Origin of the sequence: Saxibacter everestensis, from assembly GCF_025787225.1 — a bacterium.
GTDB classification, from domain to species: domain Bacteria; phylum Actinomycetota; class Actinomycetes; order Actinomycetales; family Brevibacteriaceae; genus Saxibacter; species Saxibacter everestensis.
Map to the genome: position 1 here is coordinate 539,014 of NZ_CP090958.1, position 23,122 is coordinate 562,135.

The following is a 23,122-nucleotide window of genomic DNA, read 5'->3' on the forward strand; positions in this document are numbered from 1 at the left end:
TAGCCGTGGCATATCCGGCGACTTAAGCTGCAGTCACCCACTCTCGAAATTCAGGGGGCGACTTCCATGGGTGAGAAAGTCATACTGGTCGGAATCGACGGATCAGACGCAGCACAGCACGCCTTGGAATGGGCGATTACGGAGGCCGCATCGCTCGGGTGGCCGATACGCCTAGTCGGCGCCTATTCGATACCAAGCGTCGCCTCGACCGCTATCGATGTGTCGTACGTGCCGATCGACGACGAAACAATTCGTAACGGGGTACAGAGCGTGCTTCGAGAAGCCGCAGAGCAGGTTCGTGCGGGCGGAATCGAGGTTGAGGCGCTGATCGAGGTGGGCGACGCCGCAGGGGTGCTCGTAGAGCAGTCGAAGAGTGCGGGACTCGCGGTAGTTGGCTCGCGCGGTCGGGGTGGATTCGCCGGACGGATGCTCGGGAACGTCTCGAGTGCGCTTCCCGCGCACTCTTCGTGCCCCACCGCGATCATCCCACTCAACTGGAAACCGGACGAGCGGCGCGAGGCCCGGGAACGCTCGTCGGCCATAGCGGTGTCCTGGAGCGATGAATCAGCGGCTCCGGCCGAGGGGTCCGACGACGACCATCTGCTGGATTTTTCCGGCTACATCGTGGTCGGCGTGGACGCGCTGGGTCGGCAGAGCCCATCACTGTGGACCGCTGCCTCGGTCGCGGCTCGGAAACGAATGCCGCTGATGCTGATCGGAGTGCTGACCACGAGCGTCGTCGGCCCGGAGTGGTTACCCGCCAGGGCCGATATGGAGCGGTATCAGCACGAGTGCACGGAAGGCCTCGACCGCTGCGTGGCCTCACTGAAGGAAAAGCACCCCGAGCTGGACGCGCACTGGCAGCTGTTTGATGGTTCGCCGGCCGAAGTACTGGTCCGTGCGTCTGAGACGGCGGAGATGCTCGTCGTCGGATCCCGCGGCCGTGGCGGATTCACGGGCTTGCTGTTGGGGTCCACCAGCCAGGCAGTGTTGCACCACTCGAAATGCCCTACCGTCGTTGTGCATGTCACGAAGGAGTCTGAGGCTCACCCAGCGGAGTGCTGACGGAGTCCGCAGTCCAACTTCACAGTGCCGTGTGTGCGCGGGAGGTGAGAATGCACTCTCGGAACCCCGGGCAATAATGATGAGATGGCTGCCATCTTTGGTACCAGATGGGGGACTGTCGCACTAATAGGTGACATCTGATCTGGCTTGCCCAGTGGGCGGCCTGGAAGGATGTGCACTATGCCTGCTCCCTACCCCCAGGAGTTGCGCGACAGCTTCCGCTCCGCCCACTGCGGGTGTTGAGATACTTCGGGCCTGGCTCCCGTGCGCGGTGGGGATGGGCTCGGTCTTTCGGGTGTGGAGATCGAGCCAGGTGATGTCGGTCGGGTCGTCCGCTACGAGCGTGCAGCGGGGGCCGTGTGTGCCGAGAGTGCCCGACGTCGGTAGGCTGAGCCGGATGACGCTGATCGCGGAAGATCTCTTGCTCCTGTGTTTCAATGACGAGATCGGGAACCAGCTCCAGCAGTCCTATTTGAACGAGGCCCTCGGGGCCGCGCTACTGGCCGAGGTCGACCTGACCGGGGCGCTCCGGCTCGTGAAGCCTGGCCGGTTCAAGCCCGCCCGGGTCCAGATCGCCGAAGGCACTCCAACCCCCAGCGACCCACTGCTGGGGCGAGCGCTGGCTGCGGTCGCCGAGGCAGACCGCAACTCCTGGGAACTGGTCAAGCTGATCGGGACGAAGGCGCTGAAACAAGAGCTGCTCGAGCAGCTCGTGGACCGCGGGATCCTCCGCAGCGACAAGAAGCGGGTGCTGGGCTTGGTTTCGATCAACCTCTGGCCCGCCGTTGATTCCAGCAGTAAAGATTCCCTGTACCGTGAGCTCTCGGCTGTGCTGCTGAATGGTCAGGAACCGACCCCGCGCATGCGGGTGATTGTGGCGCTCCTCTATGCCCTCGAGCGGGCTCACAGCACCATCAACCCCGACGGCACACCGGCGCGCCACGTGCGCCGCCGCGCGAAGCAGCTCTCCGATGGAGTCTGGGCGGCAGAGACCGTCCGCCTCATCCGGAGCACTACGGTCTGAGAGCCGGCCATGGGACTGGGGAACTGATGCACGGGTAGGTGCGGCGCGACCAGGTTGGTGATTGAGAGGGCCATGCTGTGAGTTCGTCTGCTAAATGGCGGGGTTCTTCGGTCGCTTCGTGGCGGTCTCACTGACGAGCGATGGCCAGCCGGGCTGGCGTTCCGCAAGCTGATCCCTCACTGAACGGTCTGCGGCCGTTTGCTCCAGAGCAGGTCGGGCAGGTACCTCAGGTGGTTAGGTCGTCCCAGGCAAATGTCGTCGTTTGCCCGGTCTCCCAGTCGCGCCGCAGGATGCTGTATGCAACCGAGGCGAGCGGCGCGCCGCCGTCTACCGGCCACCCTTCCCGGTAGTGCGCTTCTTTGAGCCAGCCACAGCGGACGAAGGTCTTGCGCATGGCTGTATTGTCCTCACGGGTCTGTCCCTCGAAGCGGTTGACGCTCGGCATGGTGCTGAACACGTGGTGGGTAGCCGCGTTGAGGGTATGGACTCCGAGGCCGCGGCCTCGGAACGGGCCGTCAAGACGGAGGTCGAACAGGGGGGCGTCGTCGCTCAGGTCCTCGAGACGAAAGAAGCCGATGCGTCCGACCTCGCTGTGATCGATCCAGAACGAGTCGTTGTCCTCGTCTCGGTAGGCACCTTTGCTAATCGAGGCTTCAACGTCCGCGGCGCCCGGGCGCGGGCACCCGTGGAACGGAAACTCGTTCCGCGTCATGAACTCAATGAGAGCGTCATGGTCTCCCCCGGAGGGATCGATTCGCGTGAAGGAAATGATCACACGGTAGAGCCTACTGGTGTCGCCGACCGCACTCAGCCCGAACCGTGAACGGCACGATCTCGGATTACGAACCGGCATCTCACCAGTGAACTGTGAGTCGCAGCGTAAGGAGGCGGTGTTCTAGCGGTGATATATGTCGCGGTGGGGTGCCATCAACCTGAACCGACGAGCATTAGCTGGAATCGGCGTTCCGACGGTGCCGCCGCACGCGCGTGCGCGTGGCGCAGGTGTCGCTGCAGTACCGACGATTGTGTCGAGGGGATCCGTCGACAAATGGGACGATGCACGCCTCGGCCTCGCAGACGTGGACGTGGTCGAGGTCACCAGTCATCCAAAGTTCCATCGCCGCACTCACGAGATCCGTAAGAAGAGGGGTGAGGTTGCCTCCGCGCTCGATTCGCCACCGGATGACGCCCACCAGCTCCAGGGCGGGCCGCACTCCAAGGCGGTCACACATGGCATTGAGTGGTGCTGCTGCGGCGTCGCGTGGCCCGAGAAGCGTCAGGGAAAGTTCATCTCGCACCTGACGCGCCAACTGAAGGCCAGCTTCGTCTGCGTCGGATTGGAACCGTCTCAGGTCGGCCAGAGTTAGTAGTTCGTCGGGAAAGCCGTGCTCGGGCCTCGAATCGACAAAAGCGAGCAAGAGCTCGCGTCCTGAACGTGGGAGGAGAGATGCGGGCATGCCTCTATCGTAACGGGTGATTGGGCAGATATGCGTTACGTTGGAATCATGGCTCTAGAGAGATCACCGCTAGGTGGACGTTTCTGGTGGTGGCTGACGGTCGCCTCGCTCTCGCGCGCTCCCGTATTGATGTCGGCTGTGGCCTTCACATCGGTCGCGGCGTTGATCGCCGAGGACCCAGATCAGGGCGGAGTGCTCGCCGGTGCCAGTGTGATGGGCATGCTTTTCGGAACGCCGATCGCGATCTCAGTTCAGCGCCGCTGGCCACCTCGGCGCCTCTTGACGGTGCAGCTCATCGCCTGCGCGAGCTGCTGGCTCGCGTTCGTATTCACAGTTGCGGCAAAAGCAGAAATGGTTGTGCTGGTGCCCGTTGCGCTGGTGGCGGGGGCGACCATGGCAGGTACCGCAGGACTCGTGCGCTCGATGATGTCGGATGCTGTGTCAGAGTCGAACCAGGCGCGCGCTTCGACAATCGACGCGCTGGCGCAGGACGCCGTGATCTTCCTCGCGCCCGTCGCGGTCTCGGTAGGTGTGACCGCCGGCGCGGTCGGCGCCCCGGTCGCGGTCGCCGTCGTGGCGTTGCTCGCAGTGATCTCTGTGCCGGTACTCAAACCACGCTCCCGCACGCTGGAAAAGCAACGCGAGCTCACCACGCCGGCCCCCGCGCGACCCGTAGGAAAATGGGTGTCGTGGTCCTTTCTCAGCCTCGGGGTAGGCCTGGCCCTCGGTGCTGTCGAGGCGGGAGCCGTCGGTCTGGCCGTCGGGCTCGGACTCTCCGTCGGGTCTGCCTGGCTCTTCTTCTTCATCCTTGCCGGATCAGGTGCTATCGGGGCCTGGCTCGACATCTCAGCGATGCAGCAGAGATGGCCAGGCAAGCGACTTCTGATCCTCCTGACTTCCTTGATCATCGGGTGCGTTCTCCTCTCGTTCGGTCCAACCTGGCTGACGGCAATGATCGGTCTCGTGCTCATCGGGCTCCCCACGGCCGCGGTGCTCGGACTCAGATCCCACGTATTCGACGACGACGCCCCCGCGAGTCGCAGCGGTGGGTTAACGCTCGCGTTCGCTGCGCAGAGCATCGGCTTCGCCGTGGGAGCCACATTGCTGGCGATTACCGGCCAAAGCTGGGCGCTCCTCATTGCGACCGGCGTCCTTATCGCCAGCGGCCTTCTCATACGTGGAATGCGAAGACAAGACAAACAGTAGAGCCGCGAAAGCCGGATCACGCTGATCCGCAAACGACCGTCCATGAGGCAGTCGACGCTGTTAGACCTGTTTGACGACGATCTCGACGTGCTCGCGGACAGGCTGGACCGGATGCGGTCGGAAGCTAGTTTACGCAATTCTTACGTGACGACCTAGGAAGAATCGATCCGTAAAAACAAAACACCTGGTCAGGATTGTGCCCCCGGCGTGATTCGAACACGCGACACCCGCTTTAGGAGAGCGGTGCTCTATCCCCTGAGCTACGGGGGCCTGCCCGTTAATGGTAGCGGATGATCGGTGCGGCTCTGACGTCGGCCCGCTCCGCGCGCAACTGGTATCGGTCTACAAGGCGATCCACGCCCAGGGCCCGCAATGTAATAGGCCCTGACCAGCAAAATCGCTGGTCAGGGCCTATTACTCGTACCGGTTACTTCTTGCCGATCCTAACCGGCAGTATCTCTGCCTTGCCGTTTTCGCCGGAGTCACAGCTGAATTCGGAATACCTCACGGAGTACGTCTTGTACTCGAAGCGTCCCTTGCCCGCGCTATAAACGGCGACCCGGACCTTGCCCTCGGAAATTGCATCTGTGCCCGAGTTGAAGTTCTGGGTCACGGACTTACCGTTGGCTACGTTCTTGAACTGCCTTGCGCCAAGCGGCGAGGAAATTGAGACGTTGGCCGCACCTCGCAGCTCGTTTTTCACAGTTACGCTCAGCACTACCTTGTCGCTGACGCATTTCGCCTGCACGCTGACCGGACCGTCTGTCGTGGCTTTGGCCGGGGCCGCAACCTTGTCCGGATCCACCGTGGCATTGTGCAGATGCAGGAACAGCGCCTTGGCCTTGTCTGCCTTCTTGGCCCGGTTGACGGTCAGCGTGGCACCGGCCTGATCCAGGAACCATGGGCCCTCGTCGGATCCGGTAAACCAGAGCGAGGGGTTCACGGGGTCGAAGGTCCGGGACTTCGTCTTGTCGAGCAAGCCCGAAGGGTCGCCATCCTTGGTGGGGTACGAAGTATATGTCTCCACCGTGTAGTTGAATGGTGCGGTCTTCGAACCGTCCAGCCCAATGGCTGCCAGCGGAACCGGGAGAGTGGCGACGTTCGTGTCGAACACATTCGTGTCCACGTCTCCCCACTGACCATTGAGTGGCAGCTGACTTGTGGTGTCGCCGAGGCTGCCGTCCGGATTGAGCTTGTTGACCTGAACGATCACGGTATCGATCCCGGTAACCGCGGTGGCCTGGGCCTGATAATCCGGCTTGCGATCACGGTTAGTGTCGATCGTCACTACCGGAACGGTCGCCGCGCCGAGCGTTGCCCAATTGCCCCAGGTGCTGATGCCGAATGTCACGATGCCGTCCTTCACATCGCCATCGCTTTCATTGAGCGCTGGAACCGTGGAGGAAACCCCGACGTTCTGCAGGTCGGCGGAACGTGCTGTGTGGTTGGCGACCTCGTCATCGGCCAGCCGTGGGCTTTCCGACTGCAGCTCCATCGGAGCGACGATCGACCGGTAGGCCTCAGTTCCGGTGCCTTGGTCAAGATCGCGGCCGGACAACCGGATGGTGGTGGACAGTGACTTCTTGTTCTTGAAGGTCACCGCGTCGCCGGCCGTCATATCCGAGGTCGGCTTGGGTGCGGAATACACCGGAACTCTGACCTCGGATCCGGCGGTTCCTGGATCGAGCAGCAGACGACCCGAAACATCAGCCAGGTAGTTCCGCGGCACGCCGCCCTGCTCCTTTTCGAGCGAGGCGTCCATCGCTTTGGTCAGCTTCTTCGGATCAGTGATCCTCAGAGTAACCGTGACCTCGGCCGAGGAGCGGGCAGATACCCGGACATCGCCCGACGTCTTGATGCTGACGCCCGGGATCTTGTTGGATGCCGCGAACTTACTCGAGAGGGTTACCGCCTTGGAACCGCTGTTGGTCACCGTGACCTTTCGGTCGATGCTGATCCGCTCATCGGCGGCCTCCAGAACACCGAAGTTCACGCTGACCAGCGTCGGGTCATCGGTAGCCGCAGCGCGGAGGGTCCCCGAGACAGCTGCCAGCGCATTGACGACGCCGGCGCCTGAGCGATTCGGTCCGTAAACCGGGCTGCCTTCGGATGCCTTCACCGTCACGTCACGGTCGGCCGTGTTCATCAGCGCTGCCTTGATCTGCGCGGCATCCAGGGAGGTGGCACCGTACATCAGCGCGGCTATACCCGCCACATGCGGCGTGGCCATCGAAGTCCCGGATTTCACCGAGCCGCCGTTGCCGCTGCCGACCTGTGCCGAGGCGATCGAGGTTCCTGGTGCGCTGATATCGGGCTTCACGATGCCGTGCGACCCGTGCACTCCGCGGGACGAACTGGAGTTCATCGTTCCGCCCTTGTTGGAGTTCACCGTCGCAGATGCGAGACCGCTGCCGTTAAGAACGACGTGCAGGGTTCCAGCTTCCGCGGCCGGCTTGAGCTTGGCTGAGGCGCTCTTCACGAACTGGATACCAGGGATGGTTGAGTTTCCGGCGATGCCGGCCTCGAAGGTGTCCAGCGTCGAGCCGAGGACGACACCCTTGCCGCCGGCTGCCTCAACGTTGTTCCAGCGGACTGCGGAACCACACTCCCGGGTGGCGTCGTTATCGTCCCACTCCAGCCAGACCCATTTGCCCTTGAACTTTTCGGACGCCTCGGAGCTGAACGGCTTGCAGCCCGTGGCGTTCGTGGAAGGAGCGGTCACCACATCGCCTTCGTAATCCTTGTTCTCGTAGGCGAAACTCGCGCTGTACTGGCCGGGGTACTTACCGGCCAGTTCCTCCGGCGCGGTAACAGTCGCCTCGTCGGCGGCAACCGTGTCGCCGACCGAGTTCGCGACCGTCAGCGCCGAGCGGGCGTTGCCGGGGGAGCCGCCGACATCCGTTATGTCGCCGGCGTTTCCGGATGCGACGACTGAGAGTACACCGTGGCGGGTGAGCTCATCGATTATCGCGTTCTCGGGGTCGTCCACCGTGGAGTAATCCGAGCCGAGGGACATGTTGACCACGTTGACCACATCGGCGAAGCTGCCGTCGGCGTTGGGATCGAGTACGAAGTCGAGGGCCTTTCCGACCACATCGGAGCTACCGTTGCAGCCGAAAACCCGCAACGCGACAATCTGTGCCTCCGGCGCGCTGCCTGGCCCGATCTTCATCTTGCCGACGTCGTCCGCGCTCAACTTTGTGTAGTCGCCGTCGAAGGTCGAACCCGCCGCGTCGACGCCGTAACCGGCTGCGCTGCCGGCGACGTGGGTACCGTGGCCGCCGGATTCACCGACGCAGTCGAGTGGATTCTTGTCCGGCTTGGGAACCGGCTGATAGGTGTCCGAGTCCGGGTCGGCGTTGTAATCGTCGCCGGCCAGGTCGTAGCCGCCATAGAACTTGTCGGCATCGAAGGAGCCTTCCGGGACGGTCGGGGATTTCTTCGCCGCCTCGTAGGATTCTTTGGTGCCCGGACCGCCGAAGTCTTTGTGGGTGTAATCCAGGCCCGAGTCGATCACAGCGACCGTTGCGCCCTTGCCGGTCTGCTGCTTCTCCGTCCAGGCATTGAATGCCTTGGTGTACGTGTCGGTGCCCTTATTGCTCTTGGACTTGGTGACGATCGGGGTGACGCTCTCGACGTCGTCCCGCTCGGCCAGCTTTCGCACTGCCGCGGCATCCGCGCGCACCGCAACGCCGGGGATGGCGTTCTTCGTGACGTAGAGTTCTGTTGCCTTGCCGTCGACGGCTTCGACAACGTCGTCGGCCCTGGCCTCGATCTTTTTCTGCGCTTCCCTGGCCGACTTCTTGGCGTCGCCCTTAAGGTTCAGGCTCGGATCGCCGTCGGCGGTCCTGACATTTTCTTCCGCCTTCGCGATTTCGTAGGCGCCATCGCCGGTGAAACGTACGAAAACAGAAATCTCCCCGTTGGCTTTGCTCAGCCGAGGGGAGATCTTTTCATTCGGTTTCTTGGTGGAGGTCGAAAGGCCTTCAGCCTTCTTGTCCGGTGCCGCGGCGGCCGGATCAACTCCAGCCATAAACCCGGTCACCGCTATCGCTCCGGCCAGCACTGCCGCGCCGAAACGCGCGCCGGTGGCTGATTGTGTTCTCAGCATGAATCTCCTCATGTCCTTACCGACGACTGCGCTCCCGGGAGTCCGGGACGTCTCACAGTCAGCTGTAAGAGTGATGTGAAAGTGATCTACACAAGTCGGGAGACTACCGAATATCAGCGACGCTTGTGAAGACTTGTGTCACATTTCTGCTCGGCAACCGGCGCTGCGCAAGCAATCACGGGCAAAGATTCGATAGCCTTTCAGGCGTGTCAGATCATCAGCCCGACCAGCCGGAGTCGACGTCGGCAACGCCAGATCACGCAACGCGTGCCGGCGAGCCGCGCATCGCCGTCGCGCCATCCGCTGTGCCAGGCGCCGGGAAGCTTTCCAGTGATGCCGAAGGCGGCGGAGCACATGCTGATGCCGCGGCGCGGGGTGGTCAGCCTGCGGATGACGACGCGGTGGACGCCATCGCTGCCGGTCGCGCGGTGCCGGGTGGTTCCGGTGGTAGCGGGCCCGGGGATGTCGGCCTTGATCCCAACTCACTTGATGAGGCATTCGGCCGCTGGTCCGAGCAGGTCGGCAACCTTGGCGGACGCGACACCCTGCTGAACTACCGCGACTCTCGCGAGGGCACGATCGACCTGACCCAGGCCCACCCCTCGGGCCTCGCACAGCTTCTGGCCGGGCGGGCGACCCGGCTTTCCAGCCTGATCCGCGACCATGACGCGCTCGCGGACGCCCGGCGCAGGGCGCGATCGATCCGTGCGAAGGCTCATCAGCTCCGCTCCGAACGTGCGCTGGACGCCGCGTACCTGGCGGTCGGTCTGGCAACCTGGAACGGCGCCAAGGGAACGCAGGCCCTCGACATCTGTGCGCCGGTTCTGTTGCGCCGGGTCAGCCTGGTGCCACGCGGGCATCGGCTGGAGGATTTCGAGATCACCCTCGACGACGACCTCGTGGTCAACCCGGCGCTGACCCGTTTTCTGCGGAACACCCACGACCTCGACGTGCCGGCCGAGGAGTGGGTTGCCCTTGCCGACAGACCTGGCAGCTTCGACCCGGTCCCGGTGCTCGATCGGTTGCGCAAGCTGACCGGTCGGGTGTCGTCTTTCACCGTCACGCAGCGGCTGGTCGTCTCGACGTTCGCCGATATCGCCGGTCCGTTTCGGGACGAGCGCCTCCCGCACGACAACCCGATGCTCACCGCCCTTGCCTACACGGAATCCATCGCCCGTGACGCCGCGGCGGCCCGTGGTGCCGCCAACCTGACCGCCGGCAAAATCGACGGGAATGACGCGGCGGCCGAGCGAGCGAAGCGAACACCCGCTTCCGCTGGTCGACCGTCGCCGCTGCCGGACCGGGATCCCGCCCGGGAACTACTTGTCCTCGATGCCGACGGTGATCAGCAGGAAGTCATCGACGCCGCCATCGGCGGTGAAAGCCTGTGTGTTGAAACTCCGCCAGGTACCGGAGCCACTCAACTCGCTGTCAACCTGGCCGCAAACCTTGCCTACGAGGGCAAGCGCGTGCTCTTCGTCTCCGAGAACGGTGACTCGCTCGACGACTTCATCGCCCGTTGCGACGAAGCCGGGCTCACCGACTTCGCGTTCGACGCCCGCGAGCTGAAAAAGACCCGCCAACGTTCGATGATCAGGAAGATCACCGCCAACGAACGTGCCGTCAAGCCGGACACCGACAAGGTGTTCGACGCGCTGCGGGGATTTCGGTCCGAGCTGTCCGCCCACACCGATGCGCTGCATCTCGAGCGAGAGCCTTGGGGGGTTTCGGCGCACGGAGCCATGGAGCATCTGGCGCGGCTCACCTCTGCGCGTCCTGCGCCGGCCACAACTGTGCGACTGACTCCGGAACTGTTGAAGTCGCCGTCCGGCCGGCGTGAACGGCTCGAACGAGACCTGGAGCGGTTGTCCAGCCTGGGCGCCTTCACGCTCGGCGTCGAGGACACGGCCTGGTTCGGCGCGTATCTGCCGACAGATGACGCAGCGGCCTCCGCACACGAGATCGTGAATCGGATCACCTCGGAGTCGTTGCCCGATCTGCTCAGCCGGATGCCGGAGCTTGCCGAGAAGGCAGATCTGAAGCCGGCGCGGACTGTTGCGCACTGGCGGGAGCAGCTCACCGTACTCCTGGAGATCCGGCAAACGCTGGACCGGATGTCACCCGAGGTGTTCGAACAGCCACTGGACGACATGATCGCGGCGACCGGGACCACGGACTACCGCGCGAAAATCGGCTCGGACATCGGCACGATGGCGCGCCGGCGATTGAAGAAGCTGGCTCGGGAGTTCGTCCGGCCGGGCGCTATTGTCGACGACCTGCACAGGGCGCTGATCAACGTGCGTGACCAGAGGGTTAGGTGGGGCCGCCTTGCCCGGCATGACGGCATGCCCCGCGTACCCCGCGGCCTGGTCGACGTCAACGAGAAGTTCTCATCACTGTGGGACGACCTGCAGGAGCTGAACCCGGTTATGGAAACAACGCCGGACGGAGCCGGGCTGGAACGAATGCAGTTGGGCGAGTTGCAGGCCCGGCTTGAGGCGCTGAGCGACGATGACGACGCGCTGACCGATCTTCCGGAGCGAACCGAGCTGGACGGCACGCTGCGCGCCGCCGGTCTTGGCGAGCTGGTCGCGGATCTACGGCAACGCAAGGTGTCGCACGATCTGGTGGCGCAGGAGTTCGAGCTGGCGTGGTGGGCCTCCGTCCTGCAGGCGATGGCGGCGGACGATCCTGCCGTTGGGGGGCACGACGGTGACCACATGCGTCGTGTGGCCGCAGACTTCCGGATCGCCGACCGGCGTCACATCGACATGGGGTCTGAACGGGTCCGCTGGGCGCTCGCCTCGGGTTGGAAGACCGCGATTTCGACGTACCCGGACCAGGCCGGAGTGCTTCGCGACGCGCTGCGCTCGCAGACGGCGGACGTCGGGCCGCTGGTTCGCCGCGCCCCGGATGTGGTTGGCGCACTCGCCCCGGTCTGGGTGATGAGTGTGCTTCAGGTACCCGCTGTGCTGCCGACCGGACAATTCTTCGACGCTGTCATCATTGCGGACTCCGCCCGGGTTTCCACTCCGGAAGCGGCCCCGGCTATCGCACGTGCCCATCAGGTCATTGCGTTCGGCGACGAGAAGCTGTTGGGGCCTTCGACGTTCGTCGTCGGCGCCGACCGGCGGTTCGGCCCGTTCGGCGAGAAGGCCGATGGGACCGACGCATCGGTATTCGCTTCGCTCGGCGAGGTGCTGCCACGCTATCGCCTGCACACCAGCTACCGAACTTGCCCGGCGGGCCTGGCCAGGTTCGTCAATGAGCACTTTTACGATTCGACGATTTCGAGCCTGCCATTCGCCCGTTCCGGGGACGGTTCCGGACTTGAATTCGCCTATGTGGCCGACGGAACCGGCATGCCGGATCCGGCATCAGATCAGGTGGAGAGCGTCGATGCAGAGGTAGACCGCGTCGTTCGGCTAGTGCTCGATCACGCCCGGAATCGTCCGCGCCAGACTTTGGCAGTCGTCACGATCTCGCCGCTGCATGCCCAGCGGGTTTCCGAGGCGATACAGCGTGCGCTGGTCGACTACCCGTACGTCGCCTCGTTCTTCAGTGAACGCGCACATGAACCTTTTGTGGTCCTGGACAGTGAGCACCTGTACGGGACCACCCGGGACGCCGTGATCTTCTCGCTCGGTTACGGGCGTACCGCGCACGGTCGGGTGCTGCATCGGATGGGCCCGCTGTCATCGCGCGGTGGCGAGAAGTACCTGGCCGCGGCGATAACGCGTGCCCGGCGACGACTGACGGTGGTGTCCTGTTTCACCGCGGCCGACCTGGACGAGAGCAAACTGCACCATGGAGCATCGTTGCTGCCGAACTTTCTCTCTGAGGTCGCCAAGGGCAGCCAGAGTGCGGATCCGCTGGATTCCGGCCAGGATTTGCTCGCCGCGACAGCTGAATCAGATCCATTGCTTGCAGACATATCGGAGCGGCTGCTGCGTCGCGGCCTGTTCGGTCAAGTGAATTACGCCGGAGAGATCGACCTCGCGGTGGCAAACCTGCAGGCCGATGACAGCGGTATGCTCGTCGCGGTCGAATCCGATGGCACCCGATACGCGGGCACGGCCAGCATTCGGGAACGTGAGCGAATCCGGGAAGAGCAGTTGAGCCGGCGCGGCTGGCACTATGTGCGAGTGTGGAGCACTGACGTCTTCGCCGACCCACAGGCCGAGACCGACCGAATTTTCGACACCTGGAAGGCTGCTGTCGAGGAACTGTCGCCGCAGGCAGTGCTCGGGGCCGCGCGTGCAGCTGCCGAGGTTTTCCGGCGCAAGGGTGATCGGCCGAACGTGGCGCCGGGGCTACCGTTGCCCACCTATCGTGAGGTGGATCTCGATGCGATGCTGGACTGGATCCGCTCGGACGGGGTGGAGCGAGCCAACGACGATCTGCGCGAGATGCTGAGGATCGCGCTGGCCCAAAAGCGACGCACCGACGAAGGGGAGAAGATCCTGACCGAGGCGGTCCGCCGACTCCGGGAGCGAGAGGCCGAGGCCAAGGCCGGCGCTGCCGCAGCGGCGCAGGCAAGCGTGAAAGCGGATGATGTGGTGAATGGCGAGACGGGCAGTGCCGGGGGCGGCGCGGCACCCGACGGTGCGACTGCCGACGATTCGACCGGCGGCACTGACGCTGAGGGCGTGGCTGCCGACGGTGCAGACGGTGCCGGCGATTCGACCGGCCGCTCGGACGATGACGGCGGTGCGGTTTCCGATGAATCGAGCGGCCGCACGGTCGATGATGGCCCGACGGAAACCCAGGCTGAGGTAAAAAAAACCCGGCCGGATGTCGAGCCAGTATTACCGAAACTCGCTCGTGAGGATGAGAATCAAGGCTGGGGCGATTCCGGCGACTCGAACGACGAGCGTCTGCTCCGGGAGCGTCCTCCGCACTGGTAGTCGCCGTCGGACCGCCCCAGCCAGGGCCTGAGTGCGGGAGCTAGTTGCGGTGTGTCCCGGTTCCGTTCTGTGCCGCGAGCAGGTCGCGGATCTCGCTGAGCAGTTCGCTCTCGGTGGCCGGGACCTCTTCTTCGATCTGGCCACGCTTGCGCCGGTCGGCGAAAATGTTCATTGGGTGAACGAAGCAGAAGTAGACGACCGCGGCGACGATCAGGAAGTTCAGCGACGCAGTAATCACCGCGCCGAAGTCAACAAATGTGGCGTCCACTCCTGGCTTGATGAAAAAGCCGAGGCCCTTCATGTTTGCCGAGCCCAATGACGCAATGATCGGGTTGATCAGGTTCGTGCTGATTGCGGTGACGATTGCGGTGAAGGCCGACCCAATCACGACCGCGACCGCGAGCTCGATCACATTGCCTCGCAGAATGAAGTCCTTAAAGCCCTTTAGCACGTCGATCCTTTCGATACCGGTAGCTGGCCGGCGTCGACGAGACGGCGGCCGGTAGAAAAATTGGTCCTGTGAGCCCAACAATACTTAAACCAGCATCGTCGCCAGGAATGCCGGGGCGAGTCGGCATCGGGACGCCGGGGCGAGTCGGCCAAGCTAATCGGGCAGCACAACAAAGCGCAGAACCGCCGAATCGGATACTGCGGCGATTCGCTTGGCCACCTCGTGGCTCACCCCGACAGTGAGCACGGCGGAGGAATCCGGGCTGAATGCGCCCGGCTGCGGGTTCGATGGCCCCTGCAGAACGATGACGTCCTCGGCAATGACGGCGGTCTCGCCACTAAGCCCATCGCCGGCCGGGGCAGAGGCATACAGGTTGATCCGTTGCCCGGTAGATAGCAGGCTGGCCGCTTCCCCGTCGGCAAACCGAATCGGCATCGCCACGTCATTGTCTGTTCCCACCAGAACCCCCGGACCGCGCAGCGAGGCAGTCGTGAGCGGGGTACCCCGCGGCAGCGCTACCGAGGTCGATCGACCGGTCACCGATGCCGGCTCAGCCACGGACTGGTCCGGCACCAGTGCCGGAGGAAAGAGTTTCGCCGACAGGTCGGAAGCCAAGATCCGCGCACCTGCCGGGATGTCGTGAGCAGCGACCAGTACCCGCACCGAGCCGGTGTCCGGAGTCAGAATCGTCACCGCAAACGTGGCCGCGAGGCCGCAGCAGAGTGCGGCAATCAACCGACGGTAGCGAAGGAATCGCCGGGACGTCAGCCGGCTGGTCACCGACCGGAGGATGTCTGCCATAGGTCGACAATATGGCGGCCAAATGCCCGATGGACCTGGCCGGCGCAGATCTGTGGACAGTTTGCGGACGCCGGGGAAGCTGTGGAAAAACTACGAGGCGGCGGGTGCCTTCGCGGCTGACGAGTCGGACGATGAGGAAGATGATGACGAACTCGTCGAGGCGCCGGTAGATGCCGAGCCGGACTTACTATCGGAGGATGTCGAGCCGGAACCGGAAGCGGAACTTTCGGCCGGGCTCTTCTTCGCGGCGGCCGACCCGCTGGAAGTACTACGCGAGTCATTGCGGTAGAAGCCGGAACCCTTGAAGACCACGCCGACGGTGCCGAATACTTTGCGCAGACGTCCCTCGCAGCTCGGGCACACTGTCAGCGCGGCATCACTGAAGGACTGCTGGATGTCGAATTTGTTGTCGCAGGCAGTGCACGCGTAGGCATACTGTGGCACGTCTTCCCCCTGAAAAGCTCGCGGTTTGGCACTCTAATGGCTCGAGTGCTAATGATACTCCTGCGTGAGCTGACCGGCGAAATCCTTGGTCAGTGTCGTCCACGACGAAGGCCGTGCCTTCACAGCGAAGGCCGTTGGATCGGCTAGGCTCGGAGCCGTGAGCACAGCGAGCACGGTGAAGAAGACTGCGATCCTGACCATCGCCGTGCTGGCAGTATTGGCCTTGATCGCCACCATGACGATCGCAACCGTTGTGCGAAGCCCATTGCCGTCGTACACCGACGACGTCACCGTTCCCGGGCTGGCCAAGGATGTGACGATCAAACGCGACGAGCTCGGCATCCCCCAGATTTACGCGGAACACTCCGATGACCTGTTCTATGCACAGGGGTTCGTCCACGCACAGGATCGCTTTTTCGAAATGGACTACCGCCGGCACGTTACGGCCGGCAGGCTGTCCGAACTGGTGGGAGAGAACCCGGACGCACTCGCGGCGGACAAGCTGATCCGGACGCTTGGCTGGCGCCGGGTCGCCGAAAAGGAACTGCCGCTGCTCGACAAGTCGACGCGCGAGTACCTGCAGGCGTACGCGGATGGCGTCAACGCCTACCTGGCCGGCAAATCGCCCCGTCAGCTTGGGCTGGCGTACACGGTGCTCGGCATGAATAACGAGATCGACAGCGTGGCCCGCTGGTCGCCGGTCGATTCGCTGGCCTGGCTGAAGGCGATGGCCTGGGATCTGAAAACGAACTTCAACGACGAGCTCGATCGTGCCGGAATGCTGTCTACCGTGAAGGAGCCGGAGACGGTCGATTCCTTGTTCCCGGCCTACCCGGAAGACCACCCGACAATCGTCACCGCCAAGGAACTCGCGGCCGGACGCGGCGAAAGTGTCAAGGGAACGGTTGAGGAGTCCGCTTCCGCCGGAGGGGCCGCGGAAGCCGACTCGCACGCCTGGGTAGAGGGCCTTCGGGCAGGCAATCCGGCCGGCGCCGCGCACAAGGCCCTGAACGCGGTGCCGAACCTGCTGGGCACCGGTGACGGCATCGGATCGAATTCCTGGGTCGTCTCTGGAGAGCTCACTGCGACCGGGAAACCCATGCTGGCCAATGATCCGCACCTGGGCCTGGCCGCGCCGAACATCTGGTACCAGGCGGGTCTGCACTGCAAATCAGTCGGCGAAGCCTGTCCGTTCGACGTCGCGGGTTTCGGCTTCTCCGGGCTGCCCGGCATCTTCATCGGGCACAACCAGAAGGTTGGCTGGGGCTTCACCAACCTGGGCGCTGACGTCACCGATTTCTACCTCGAAGAGGTCGACGGCGACACGTATCGGCGAGATGGCGAGGACGTCCCGCTGGAGACCCGGACAGAAGAGATCAGGATTGCCGGCGCTCCCTCGGTCAAAATCGAGGTGCGCTCCACCGTGCATGGCCCGCTGATCTCCGACGCCTACGATGACGCGAAGACCGCGAGCAGATCAGTGCCCAACGGTCAGAAAGACGCCGCTCCCGCTGGGGAGGACGACGACGAAGAGGCTCAGCAACGCCGCCCATACGCCTTGTCGCTTTCCTGGACGGCGCTCACGCCGGGCCGGACGGCGGACGCGATCTTCCTGCTGAACACCGCAGAGAACTTTGACGATGTCCGTGAGGCGGCCCGTAGCTTCGAGGTTCCCGGCCAGAACATCGTCTTCGCCGACACGGCCGGGCATATCGGCTATCAAACGCCAGGCAAGATCCCGGTGCGCAACAACGTCAGCGACGCGCCGGCTCCCTCCGACGGCAGCTGGCCGATGCCCGGCTGGGACAGCTCCTATGACTGGCAGGGCTTCGTCGATTTCGACGAGCTGCCCAGCGTGCTCGACCCCAGGGACGGGGTGATCGTCACGGCGAATCAACCGGTTATCGAACCGGGCGCCGCGGAGTTCCTTGGTGCTGATTTCGATTACGGGTTCCGGGCCAAGGCAATACAGCAACAGATTTCGGCCGCGAAAAAGTCAGGCAGGAAGCTGACCGCGGCGGACATGAACGCCATCCAGAACTCATCGACGAACGAGTTCGCGAAAAAGCTGGTCCCCTACCTGGAGGACGTCTACGTCGACGAATTCACCAGGGAAGCGGTCGACCTGCTGAGGGGCTGGGACTACACTCAGCCGGCCGACTCTGCGCCGGCAGCCTACTTCAATGCCGTCTGGAAGAATCTGCAACGGGTGACATTCGACGCCGACTTGCCGGAGGGAATGAGCGCGGACGGCAGTGACCGCTGGATGGCGGCGGTGATGAAACTGCTCGATGATCCCGACAACAAGTGGTGGGACGATTCGAGGACACAGAACAGTGTGGAGAACCGCGACCTGATGTTGGCCGAGGCTCTGACATCTGCGCGGAGCGAACTGACGGCGTCGCTCGGCAAGAACCCTGAACATTGGGAATGGGGCATGCTGCACCAGCTCAGGCTCGAGCAGTCTCCACTTGGCGGCGAAGGTGTTCCAGCGCTGATCCGCGGGGCATTCAACGCGAAGCCGGTCGGCATCGGCGGCGGCACCGGACTGGTGAATGCCACCAGCTGGGACGCCTCGAAACCCGGGTACGACGTCGAGTCGGGCCCCTCGATGCGCATGGTGCTCGACTTCGGGAACTTCGATCGCTCCACCTGGGTTAGCGTGACCGGAAACTCGGCCCATCCGTTCAGCCCGAACTACCTGGATCAGCTTTCTGCCTGGGCCGCCGGAGAAACCTTCCCCTGGCCCTATTCCGGCAAGGCGGTCGATAACGCAACGCAGGACGAGATGCGGCTGCTGGCGGAACGAGCAGGGTAGAGCCGTTCCTCAGCTGGTGACTCGTGGATTTGTCGTCGACTCGTGCGTTATTTCCCACTAGTAGTTGACAAACCCACGAATGACCGGCCTCAGGCAGGCACGGTGCAGCGCAGCAGCCCGGACGGGGTCAGGGCGGCATCCACGATCAGATCGTGTTGCTCGGCGGGCAGCGCACCGTTTTCGAGCACCTCGTCGTCGTAGACCACGGCCCAGAACTCCGGCCGGCGGACCCCGGACTTTGCCGGCTGGCTCAGGCTCGGCCGGGACTGGCTCAGGCTCAGGCCCGGTCCGGACTGGTTCAGGCTCGGCCGGGGCTGGCCGGTGACCTGCCCCGTGATCAACGCCGCGAACGCGCGATCGTAGTAACCGCCACCCTGGCCGAGGCGATGTCCGGCACGGTCGACGGCCAGGGCCGGTACCAGGATGACGTCGACCCGTCGAACCATGTCTTCGGTGCTGAGCCGTTCACCGATCGGTTCGGGGCCGCCGCCGATGGCGCTCGCCGAGTACCGGCCGGAATCGAGCGCCCAGCACAGCGTGCGTTCCGGCGCGGCAACCGGCAGGTAGACGGGCGTTCCGGCATTGCGAGCACGGCGAAGTAGCGGCTCGATATCCGGTTCAGTGGCCAATGGCAGATAGCCGGCAACGGCACGGACGCCGTCCTGGATCGCAAAGAACCCCGCCTCGAACGCCTCGGCGGCATCCCGACGCACCTCCGCCGGCATAGCGCGTCGTGCCTGCCGGACAACGCGCCGGATACCTGGCTTTGTTTCAGTTCTCACAGTCACCACCTTGGTTCTTCGTCCACAGCGCGCCTGAGTTGGCGGGGCTCCAGCGGCCTGGTTGCGGGACTTCCGTGCGGCTGTCCGCAGGCTAGCTATTAGGGTAAGTACATGACAGCTCAATCACACAGCGCATCCACGACGCCGGCATTAGGAGTCCGGAAGGCGGTTATCCCGGTCGCCGGACTCGGCACCCGTTTCCTTCCGGCCACCAAGGCAACTCCCAAGGAAATGCTCCCGGTCGTCGATAAGCCGGCCATTCAATACGTCGTGGAAGAGGCGGTCTCCGCCGGTCTCGCCGACATCCTGATGGTGACCGGACGCAACAAGCGACCTCTCGAAGACCACTTTGATCGAGTCGACGGCCTCGAGGCCGCTCTCGAGAAGAAGGGCGATCTGGCTAAACTGCAGGCCGTCCGCGAGTCGTCAGAACTCGGCGACATCCACTATGTCCGCCAAGGCGATCCGCTGGGCCTGGGCCACGCCGTGCTGAAGGCGGCGGAGCATGTCGGTCACGAACCCTTCGCGGTGCTGCTCGGGGATGACCTGATCGATGCCCGGGATCCGCTGCTGACGAAGATGATCGAGGTGCAGCAGGCCACCGGGGGTTCCGTTGTCGCCCTGCTTGAGGTCGACCCTGCGCACATCAATATGTACGGCTGTGCCGCGATGCAGACCACGGACGACGACGATGTCGTTCGGGTGACCGAACTGGTCGAAAAGCCAGCGGTCGAGGACGCACCCAGTAACCTCGCGATCATCGGGCGTTATGTTCTGGCGCCGGAGATCTTTGAGGTGTTGCGCAAGACCGTGCCCGGACGCGGCGGCGAAATCCAGCTGACCGATGCCCTGCAGACCCTCGCCCAGGATCCGTCATCGGGCGGCGTGTACGGCGTGGTGTTCCGAGGACGTCGCTACGACACCGGTGACAAGCTCGATTACCTCAAGGCCGTCATCCAGCTTGCCGTCGACCGGGAGGACCTGGGCCCCGATCTGCGTGACTGGCTGAAGACCTACTCGGTGAACCTGTAGTCACCATGCCCACGCAGCCGATCAGCGTCAGCTCCCACCTCGAGCGCGTGCTTTCGCTCGTGCGGCCGTTGCCGCCATCGAGTGTCCCGCTCGCGGAGGCCCTGGGTTGCCGTCTCGCATCCGACCTGCGCGCCGATATCAATCTGCCGCTGTTCAACAATTCCCAGATGGACGGCTACGCGGTTCGGATCGAGGATCTGGCAGCCGTCGGCCAAGCCGTCCGGTTGCAGATTGCCGGCGACCTTCCGGCTGGTTCCGCCGAACCGGTGGCCGTTCCGTCCGGTGGCGCGGTGCGGATCATGACCGGGGCGCCAGTGCCGGATTCAGCCAGCGCGGTCGTTCCGGTGGAGTGGACGGATCTGCCGGCCGGGTCGGCGCCGCTGGCCGGAAGCGTCGAGGTGCGCGTTCCGGACGGCGCCAGCCTGGTGGATGGCCTGTTCATCCGCCGGATCGGCGAGGACGTGAGTGCGGGTGACGTGGTCATACCGGCAGGGACGACGCTCGGGCCGAGGCATATCGGACTGCTGGCGGCGCTTGGCCGGTCAGTGGTGGAAGTATGCCCGATGCCGAGGGTTGCGGTGATAGCCACCGGCGACGAGCTGGTCGAGCCGGGCATGCCGCTGCAGCCGGGGCAGATCTATGAGTCCAACGGGCACATGCTCGTGTCCGCGCTGCGCGAGATGGGAGTACCGGCCCACCGGGTCGCCCTGGTCGCCGACACCGCGGACGACGTGCGCGAGGCACTCGAGGGTCAACTGTCCCAGGCCGATCTGCTGATCACCACCGGAGGGGTGTCTGCCGGCGCCTACGACACGGTCAAGGAAGTGCTGTCCGGCTCGCCGTCCATGCGGTTCGGCAAGGTCGCGATGCAGCCCGGCGGCCCGCAGGGCAGCGGCACGATGCAGGCGCCGGACGGACGGGAGGTGCCCGTGCTGACGTTGCCAGGCAACCCGGTATCGAGCTATGTCTCGTTCGAGGCTTTCGTCCGGCCCGCGGTGAACCAGATGCTGGGCCGGAGCGAGCTGTTCCGGCCGGTGGTGCGGGCCAGGGTTGTCTCGGGCTTTGCCTCGGTGGCCGGCAAGGAGCAACTGGTTCGAGCAGCGCTGCGTTCGGGGCCCGAGGGGTTCACAGTGGAAAGAATCGGCGGACATGGTTCGCATCTGCTGGCAAATCTCGCGAGCGGGAACACGCTGCTGCGAGTGCCGGCCGGCCTGGCGGAAGTTTCCGACGGCGCGGAGCTGGAGTGCCTCGTGCTCGACCAGGATTTCTTCGCAGCCCTACACAGTTCGACGGAGGTTTCGTAAATGTCCGGGTCGGAAAAGAAACTGACACACGTCGATGCGCGGGGCGCGGCGCAGATGGTCGATGTTTCAGCAAAACAGGTCACGGTGCGTCAGGCAGTGGCGACGGGACTGGTCCGTACTACCCCAGAGGTTGTCGCGTTGCTCCGTGGCGAGGGCGTGCCCAAAGGTGACGCGCTCGCCGTCGCCCGGCTGGCCGGCATCCAGGGCGTGAAACGGACCCCGGATCTGATCCCGCTGGCACACCCGATCGCGGTGCATGGCGTGGAGATGGACGTCGAGCTCGTGGACGCTGGAGTAGCGTTGCGCGCCACAGTTCGCACCGCGGATCGCACCGGTGTTGAGATGGAAGCCCTGACCGCTGTCGCGGTAGCCGGCCTGGCCATGATCGACATGATCAAAGCGGTCGACCGGGGCGCGAGCATCGTCAACGTGCAGGTCGAATCGAAGTCAGGCGGACGATCGGGAGAGTGGAACCGTGAACAGTGAAGAGAGCCGGCGGACCGCACTTGTCATCGTGGCCTCGACCCGGGCGGCAAACGAAGTTTACGACGACGTGTCCGGACCGGAGTTGGTCAAGGGACTGAGCAGCTGGGGCTTCGCGGTGACCGGCCCGCAGGTGGTTGCGGACGGCGACCCGGTGGCGCACGCGTTGAAATCGGCGGCCGGCCGGTACGACGTCATCCTGACCACGGGAGGCACCGGTATCACCCCGACAGATACGACGCCGGAGGTCACCGAACCACTGCTGGATCGGCAACTGCCCGGCATCCAGGAACTGCTTCGCGCCGAAGGCGTGCGCAAGGGGATACCCACGGCCGTGCTGTCCCGCGGGCTCGCGGGCGTGGCAAAGGGGTCGCTGGTTATTAATCTGCCCGGCTCCCGGGGGGCTGTTCGAGACGCGCTCGCGGTGCTAGCCGATGTTATCGAGCACGCCGTCGCGCAGATTGCCGGATCGGATCATGAATCGCGGGCGCCGGGACGGCCGGAATTCCGGATGCCGACCGTCCAACCGGATGCCCAGCACGGAGAGGCATGAACTACTGGCCGGTGACGCTGCGCGAGGACACCTTGGTGCTTCGCCCGTTGTCGATGCGGGACGCCAAGGCGTTCAAAGAGGTGCGGCAGCGCAATCGACGCTGGCTGGCCCGATGGGAGGCATCAAGCCCGGAGCTGCGCGGCCAGCTTCCGACATTTCGCCAGATGGTCCGTCATCTGAGCTCGCAGGCACGGTCTGGGTCGGCCTTGCCGTTTGCCATCGAGTTCGAGGGTGAGTTCGCCGGGCAACTGACGGTCAGCGGAATCACCTGGGGGTCGCTGCGTTCGGTGTCCATCGGTTATTGGATCGACGAGCGCTGGGCGGGACGTGGGTTGGTGCCTACATCGGTCGCCCTGGCAACCGACTTCTGTTTCTTCGAGCTGAACTTGCACCGAGCTGAGATCAATATTCGCCCGGAGAACAAGGCCAGCCTTCGAGTGGTGGAGAAGCTTGGATTCCGTGACGAGGGTGTGCGCGAACAATACCTGCACATCGACGGCGAATGGCGTGATCACAGAAGTTTCGCGCTCGTGGTGGACGACATTCCCGGTGGCTTGCTGAACTACTGGAAGCACGTGCGGGCAGGAGAACAGGGACTGGCCGGTCCGGGGGCTTGAGGTGCCTGGGACTGATATATTTCGTGACGATGCCGACACACGGCATCTAATGCGCGGTATGGCGGTT

The 23,122-nt window shown here is 64.2% G+C and carries 18 protein-coding genes, 1 tRNA gene and 1 pseudogene; 12 read left to right on the plus strand and 8 right to left on the minus strand.

What is annotated here, in order from left to right:
* Positions 1-66: 66 nt before the first annotated feature.
* Together LWF01_RS02555 and LWF01_RS02560 are read left to right on the plus strand one after the other, a co-directional pair.
* The gene (locus tag LWF01_RS02555) at positions 67-1,065 is read left to right on the plus strand and encodes a universal stress protein (protein WP_349639475.1); all 999 of its coding nucleotides are present in this window, start codon (positions 67-69) and stop codon (positions 1,063-1,065) included.
* A gap of 397 nt (positions 1,066-1,462) precedes the next feature.
* Positions 1,463-2,089 carry a GOLPH3/VPS74 family protein gene (locus LWF01_RS02560; protein ID WP_349639476.1) on the plus strand — a complete coding sequence of 209 codons (627 nt, stop codon included), beginning with the start codon at positions 1,463-1,465 and terminating at the stop codon, positions 2,087-2,089.
* Between the two features lie 226 nt (positions 2,090-2,315).
* Here LWF01_RS02560 and LWF01_RS02565 read toward each other — a convergent pair whose 3' ends face one another.
* Both LWF01_RS02565 and LWF01_RS19230 read right to left on the minus strand, forming a co-directional pair.
* Entirely contained in the window at positions 2,316-2,864 is a 549-nt protein-coding gene (locus tag LWF01_RS02565) for a GNAT family N-acetyltransferase (RefSeq protein ID WP_349639477.1), read from the minus strand.
* Between the two features lie 172 nt (positions 2,865-3,036).
* Complete coding sequence (locus LWF01_RS19230) at positions 3,037-3,147, minus strand: CGNR zinc finger domain-containing protein (protein WP_432762010.1); 111 nt, start codon at positions 3,145-3,147, stop codon at positions 3,037-3,039.
* Here LWF01_RS19230 and LWF01_RS02570 point away from each other — a divergent pair.
* The gene (locus LWF01_RS02570) at positions 3,115-3,456 is read left to right on the plus strand and encodes a hypothetical protein (protein ID WP_349639478.1); all 342 of its coding nucleotides are present in this window, start codon (positions 3,115-3,117) and stop codon (positions 3,454-3,456) included. The genes LWF01_RS19230 and LWF01_RS02570 overlap by 33 nt on opposite strands.
* Positions 3,457-3,594: 138 nt before the next feature.
* Positions 3,595-4,752 carry an MFS transporter gene (locus LWF01_RS02575; protein WP_349639479.1) on the plus strand — a complete coding sequence of 386 codons (1,158 nt, stop codon included), beginning with the start codon at positions 3,595-3,597 and terminating at the stop codon, positions 4,750-4,752.
* A gap of 197 nt (positions 4,753-4,949) precedes the next feature.
* Here the strand turns inward: LWF01_RS02575 and LWF01_RS02580 are convergent.
* A tRNA-Arg gene (locus tag LWF01_RS02580) sits at positions 4,950-5,022 on the minus strand.
* Positions 5,023-5,179: 157 nt separating this feature from the next.
* Positions 5,180-8,863, minus strand: coding sequence for a S8 family peptidase (locus LWF01_RS02585; protein WP_349639480.1), 3,684 nt, complete (start codon positions 8,861-8,863; stop codon positions 5,180-5,182).
* 206 nt (positions 8,864-9,069) lie between these two features.
* Between LWF01_RS02585 and LWF01_RS02590 the strand changes: the two genes are divergently transcribed.
* The gene (locus tag LWF01_RS02590) at positions 9,070-13,770 is read left to right on the plus strand and encodes a DUF4011 domain-containing protein (RefSeq protein WP_349639481.1); all 4,701 of its coding nucleotides are present in this window, start codon (positions 9,070-9,072) and stop codon (positions 13,768-13,770) included.
* A gap of 40 nt (positions 13,771-13,810) precedes the next feature.
* On the opposite strand, the gene mscL is transcribed toward LWF01_RS02590, so the two are convergent.
* Together mscL and LWF01_RS02600 are read right to left on the minus strand one after the other, a co-directional pair.
* Positions 13,811-14,221, minus strand: coding sequence for a large conductance mechanosensitive channel protein MscL (gene mscL / locus LWF01_RS02595; protein WP_349639482.1), 411 nt, complete (start codon positions 14,219-14,221; stop codon positions 13,811-13,813).
* A gap of 153 nt (positions 14,222-14,374) precedes the next feature.
* A complete protein-coding gene (locus LWF01_RS02600; protein ID WP_349639483.1) occupies positions 14,375-15,022 on the minus strand; it encodes an SAF domain-containing protein in 648 nt (215 codons plus the stop codon).
* Positions 15,023-15,044: 22 nt separating this feature from the next.
* On the opposite strand from LWF01_RS02600, the gene LWF01_RS02605 reads away from it, so the two are divergent.
* Complete coding sequence (locus tag LWF01_RS02605) at positions 15,045-15,311, plus strand: hypothetical protein (protein WP_349640975.1); 267 nt, start codon at positions 15,045-15,047, stop codon at positions 15,309-15,311.
* Positions 15,312-15,373: 62 nt separating this feature from the next.
* Here the strand turns inward: LWF01_RS02605 and LWF01_RS02610 are convergent.
* Positions 15,374-15,466 (minus strand): annotated as a pseudogene (locus LWF01_RS02610) (FmdB family zinc ribbon protein); the annotation flags it as partial.
* A 157-nt stretch (positions 15,467-15,623) separates the two neighbouring features.
* Here LWF01_RS02610 and LWF01_RS02615 point away from each other — a divergent pair.
* Positions 15,624-18,284, plus strand: a complete 2,661-nt coding sequence (locus LWF01_RS02615) for a penicillin acylase family protein (RefSeq protein WP_349639484.1) — start codon at positions 15,624-15,626, stop codon at positions 18,282-18,284.
* 89 nt (positions 18,285-18,373) lie between these two features.
* Here the strand turns inward: LWF01_RS02615 and LWF01_RS02620 are convergent, their stop codons facing one another.
* Positions 18,374-19,066: a 5-formyltetrahydrofolate cyclo-ligase gene (locus LWF01_RS02620; protein ID WP_349639485.1), complete on the minus strand. Its 693-nt coding sequence runs from the start codon at positions 19,064-19,066 to the stop codon at positions 18,374-18,376.
* Positions 19,067-19,177: 111 nt separating this feature from the next.
* Here LWF01_RS02620 and galU point away from each other — a divergent pair, with 111 nt between their 5' ends.
* From galU to LWF01_RS02645, 5 genes are read left to right on the plus strand one after another with little or no spacing between them, the layout of a single operon-like run.
* Positions 19,178-20,098: a UTP--glucose-1-phosphate uridylyltransferase GalU gene (gene galU / locus LWF01_RS02625; RefSeq protein WP_349639486.1), complete on the plus strand. Its 921-nt coding sequence runs from the start codon at positions 19,178-19,180 to the stop codon at positions 20,096-20,098.
* A 5-nt stretch (positions 20,099-20,103) separates the two neighbouring features.
* Entirely contained in the window at positions 20,104-21,402 is a 1,299-nt protein-coding gene (locus LWF01_RS02630) for a molybdopterin molybdotransferase MoeA (RefSeq protein ID WP_349639487.1), read from the plus strand.
* Positions 21,403-21,888, plus strand: coding sequence for a cyclic pyranopterin monophosphate synthase MoaC (gene moaC, locus LWF01_RS02635; RefSeq protein WP_349639488.1), 486 nt, complete (start codon positions 21,403-21,405; stop codon positions 21,886-21,888). It begins immediately after the preceding gene.
* Positions 21,878-22,438: a MogA/MoaB family molybdenum cofactor biosynthesis protein gene (locus LWF01_RS02640; RefSeq protein ID WP_349639489.1), complete on the plus strand. Its 561-nt coding sequence runs from the start codon at positions 21,878-21,880 to the stop codon at positions 22,436-22,438. Before moaC ends, LWF01_RS02640 begins: the two co-directional genes overlap by 11 nt.
* Positions 22,435-23,055 carry a GNAT family N-acetyltransferase gene (locus LWF01_RS02645; RefSeq protein WP_349639490.1) on the plus strand — a complete coding sequence of 207 codons (621 nt, stop codon included), beginning with the start codon at positions 22,435-22,437 and terminating at the stop codon, positions 23,053-23,055. Before LWF01_RS02640 ends, LWF01_RS02645 begins: the two co-directional genes overlap by 4 nt.
* Positions 23,056-23,122 lie beyond the last annotated feature (67 nt).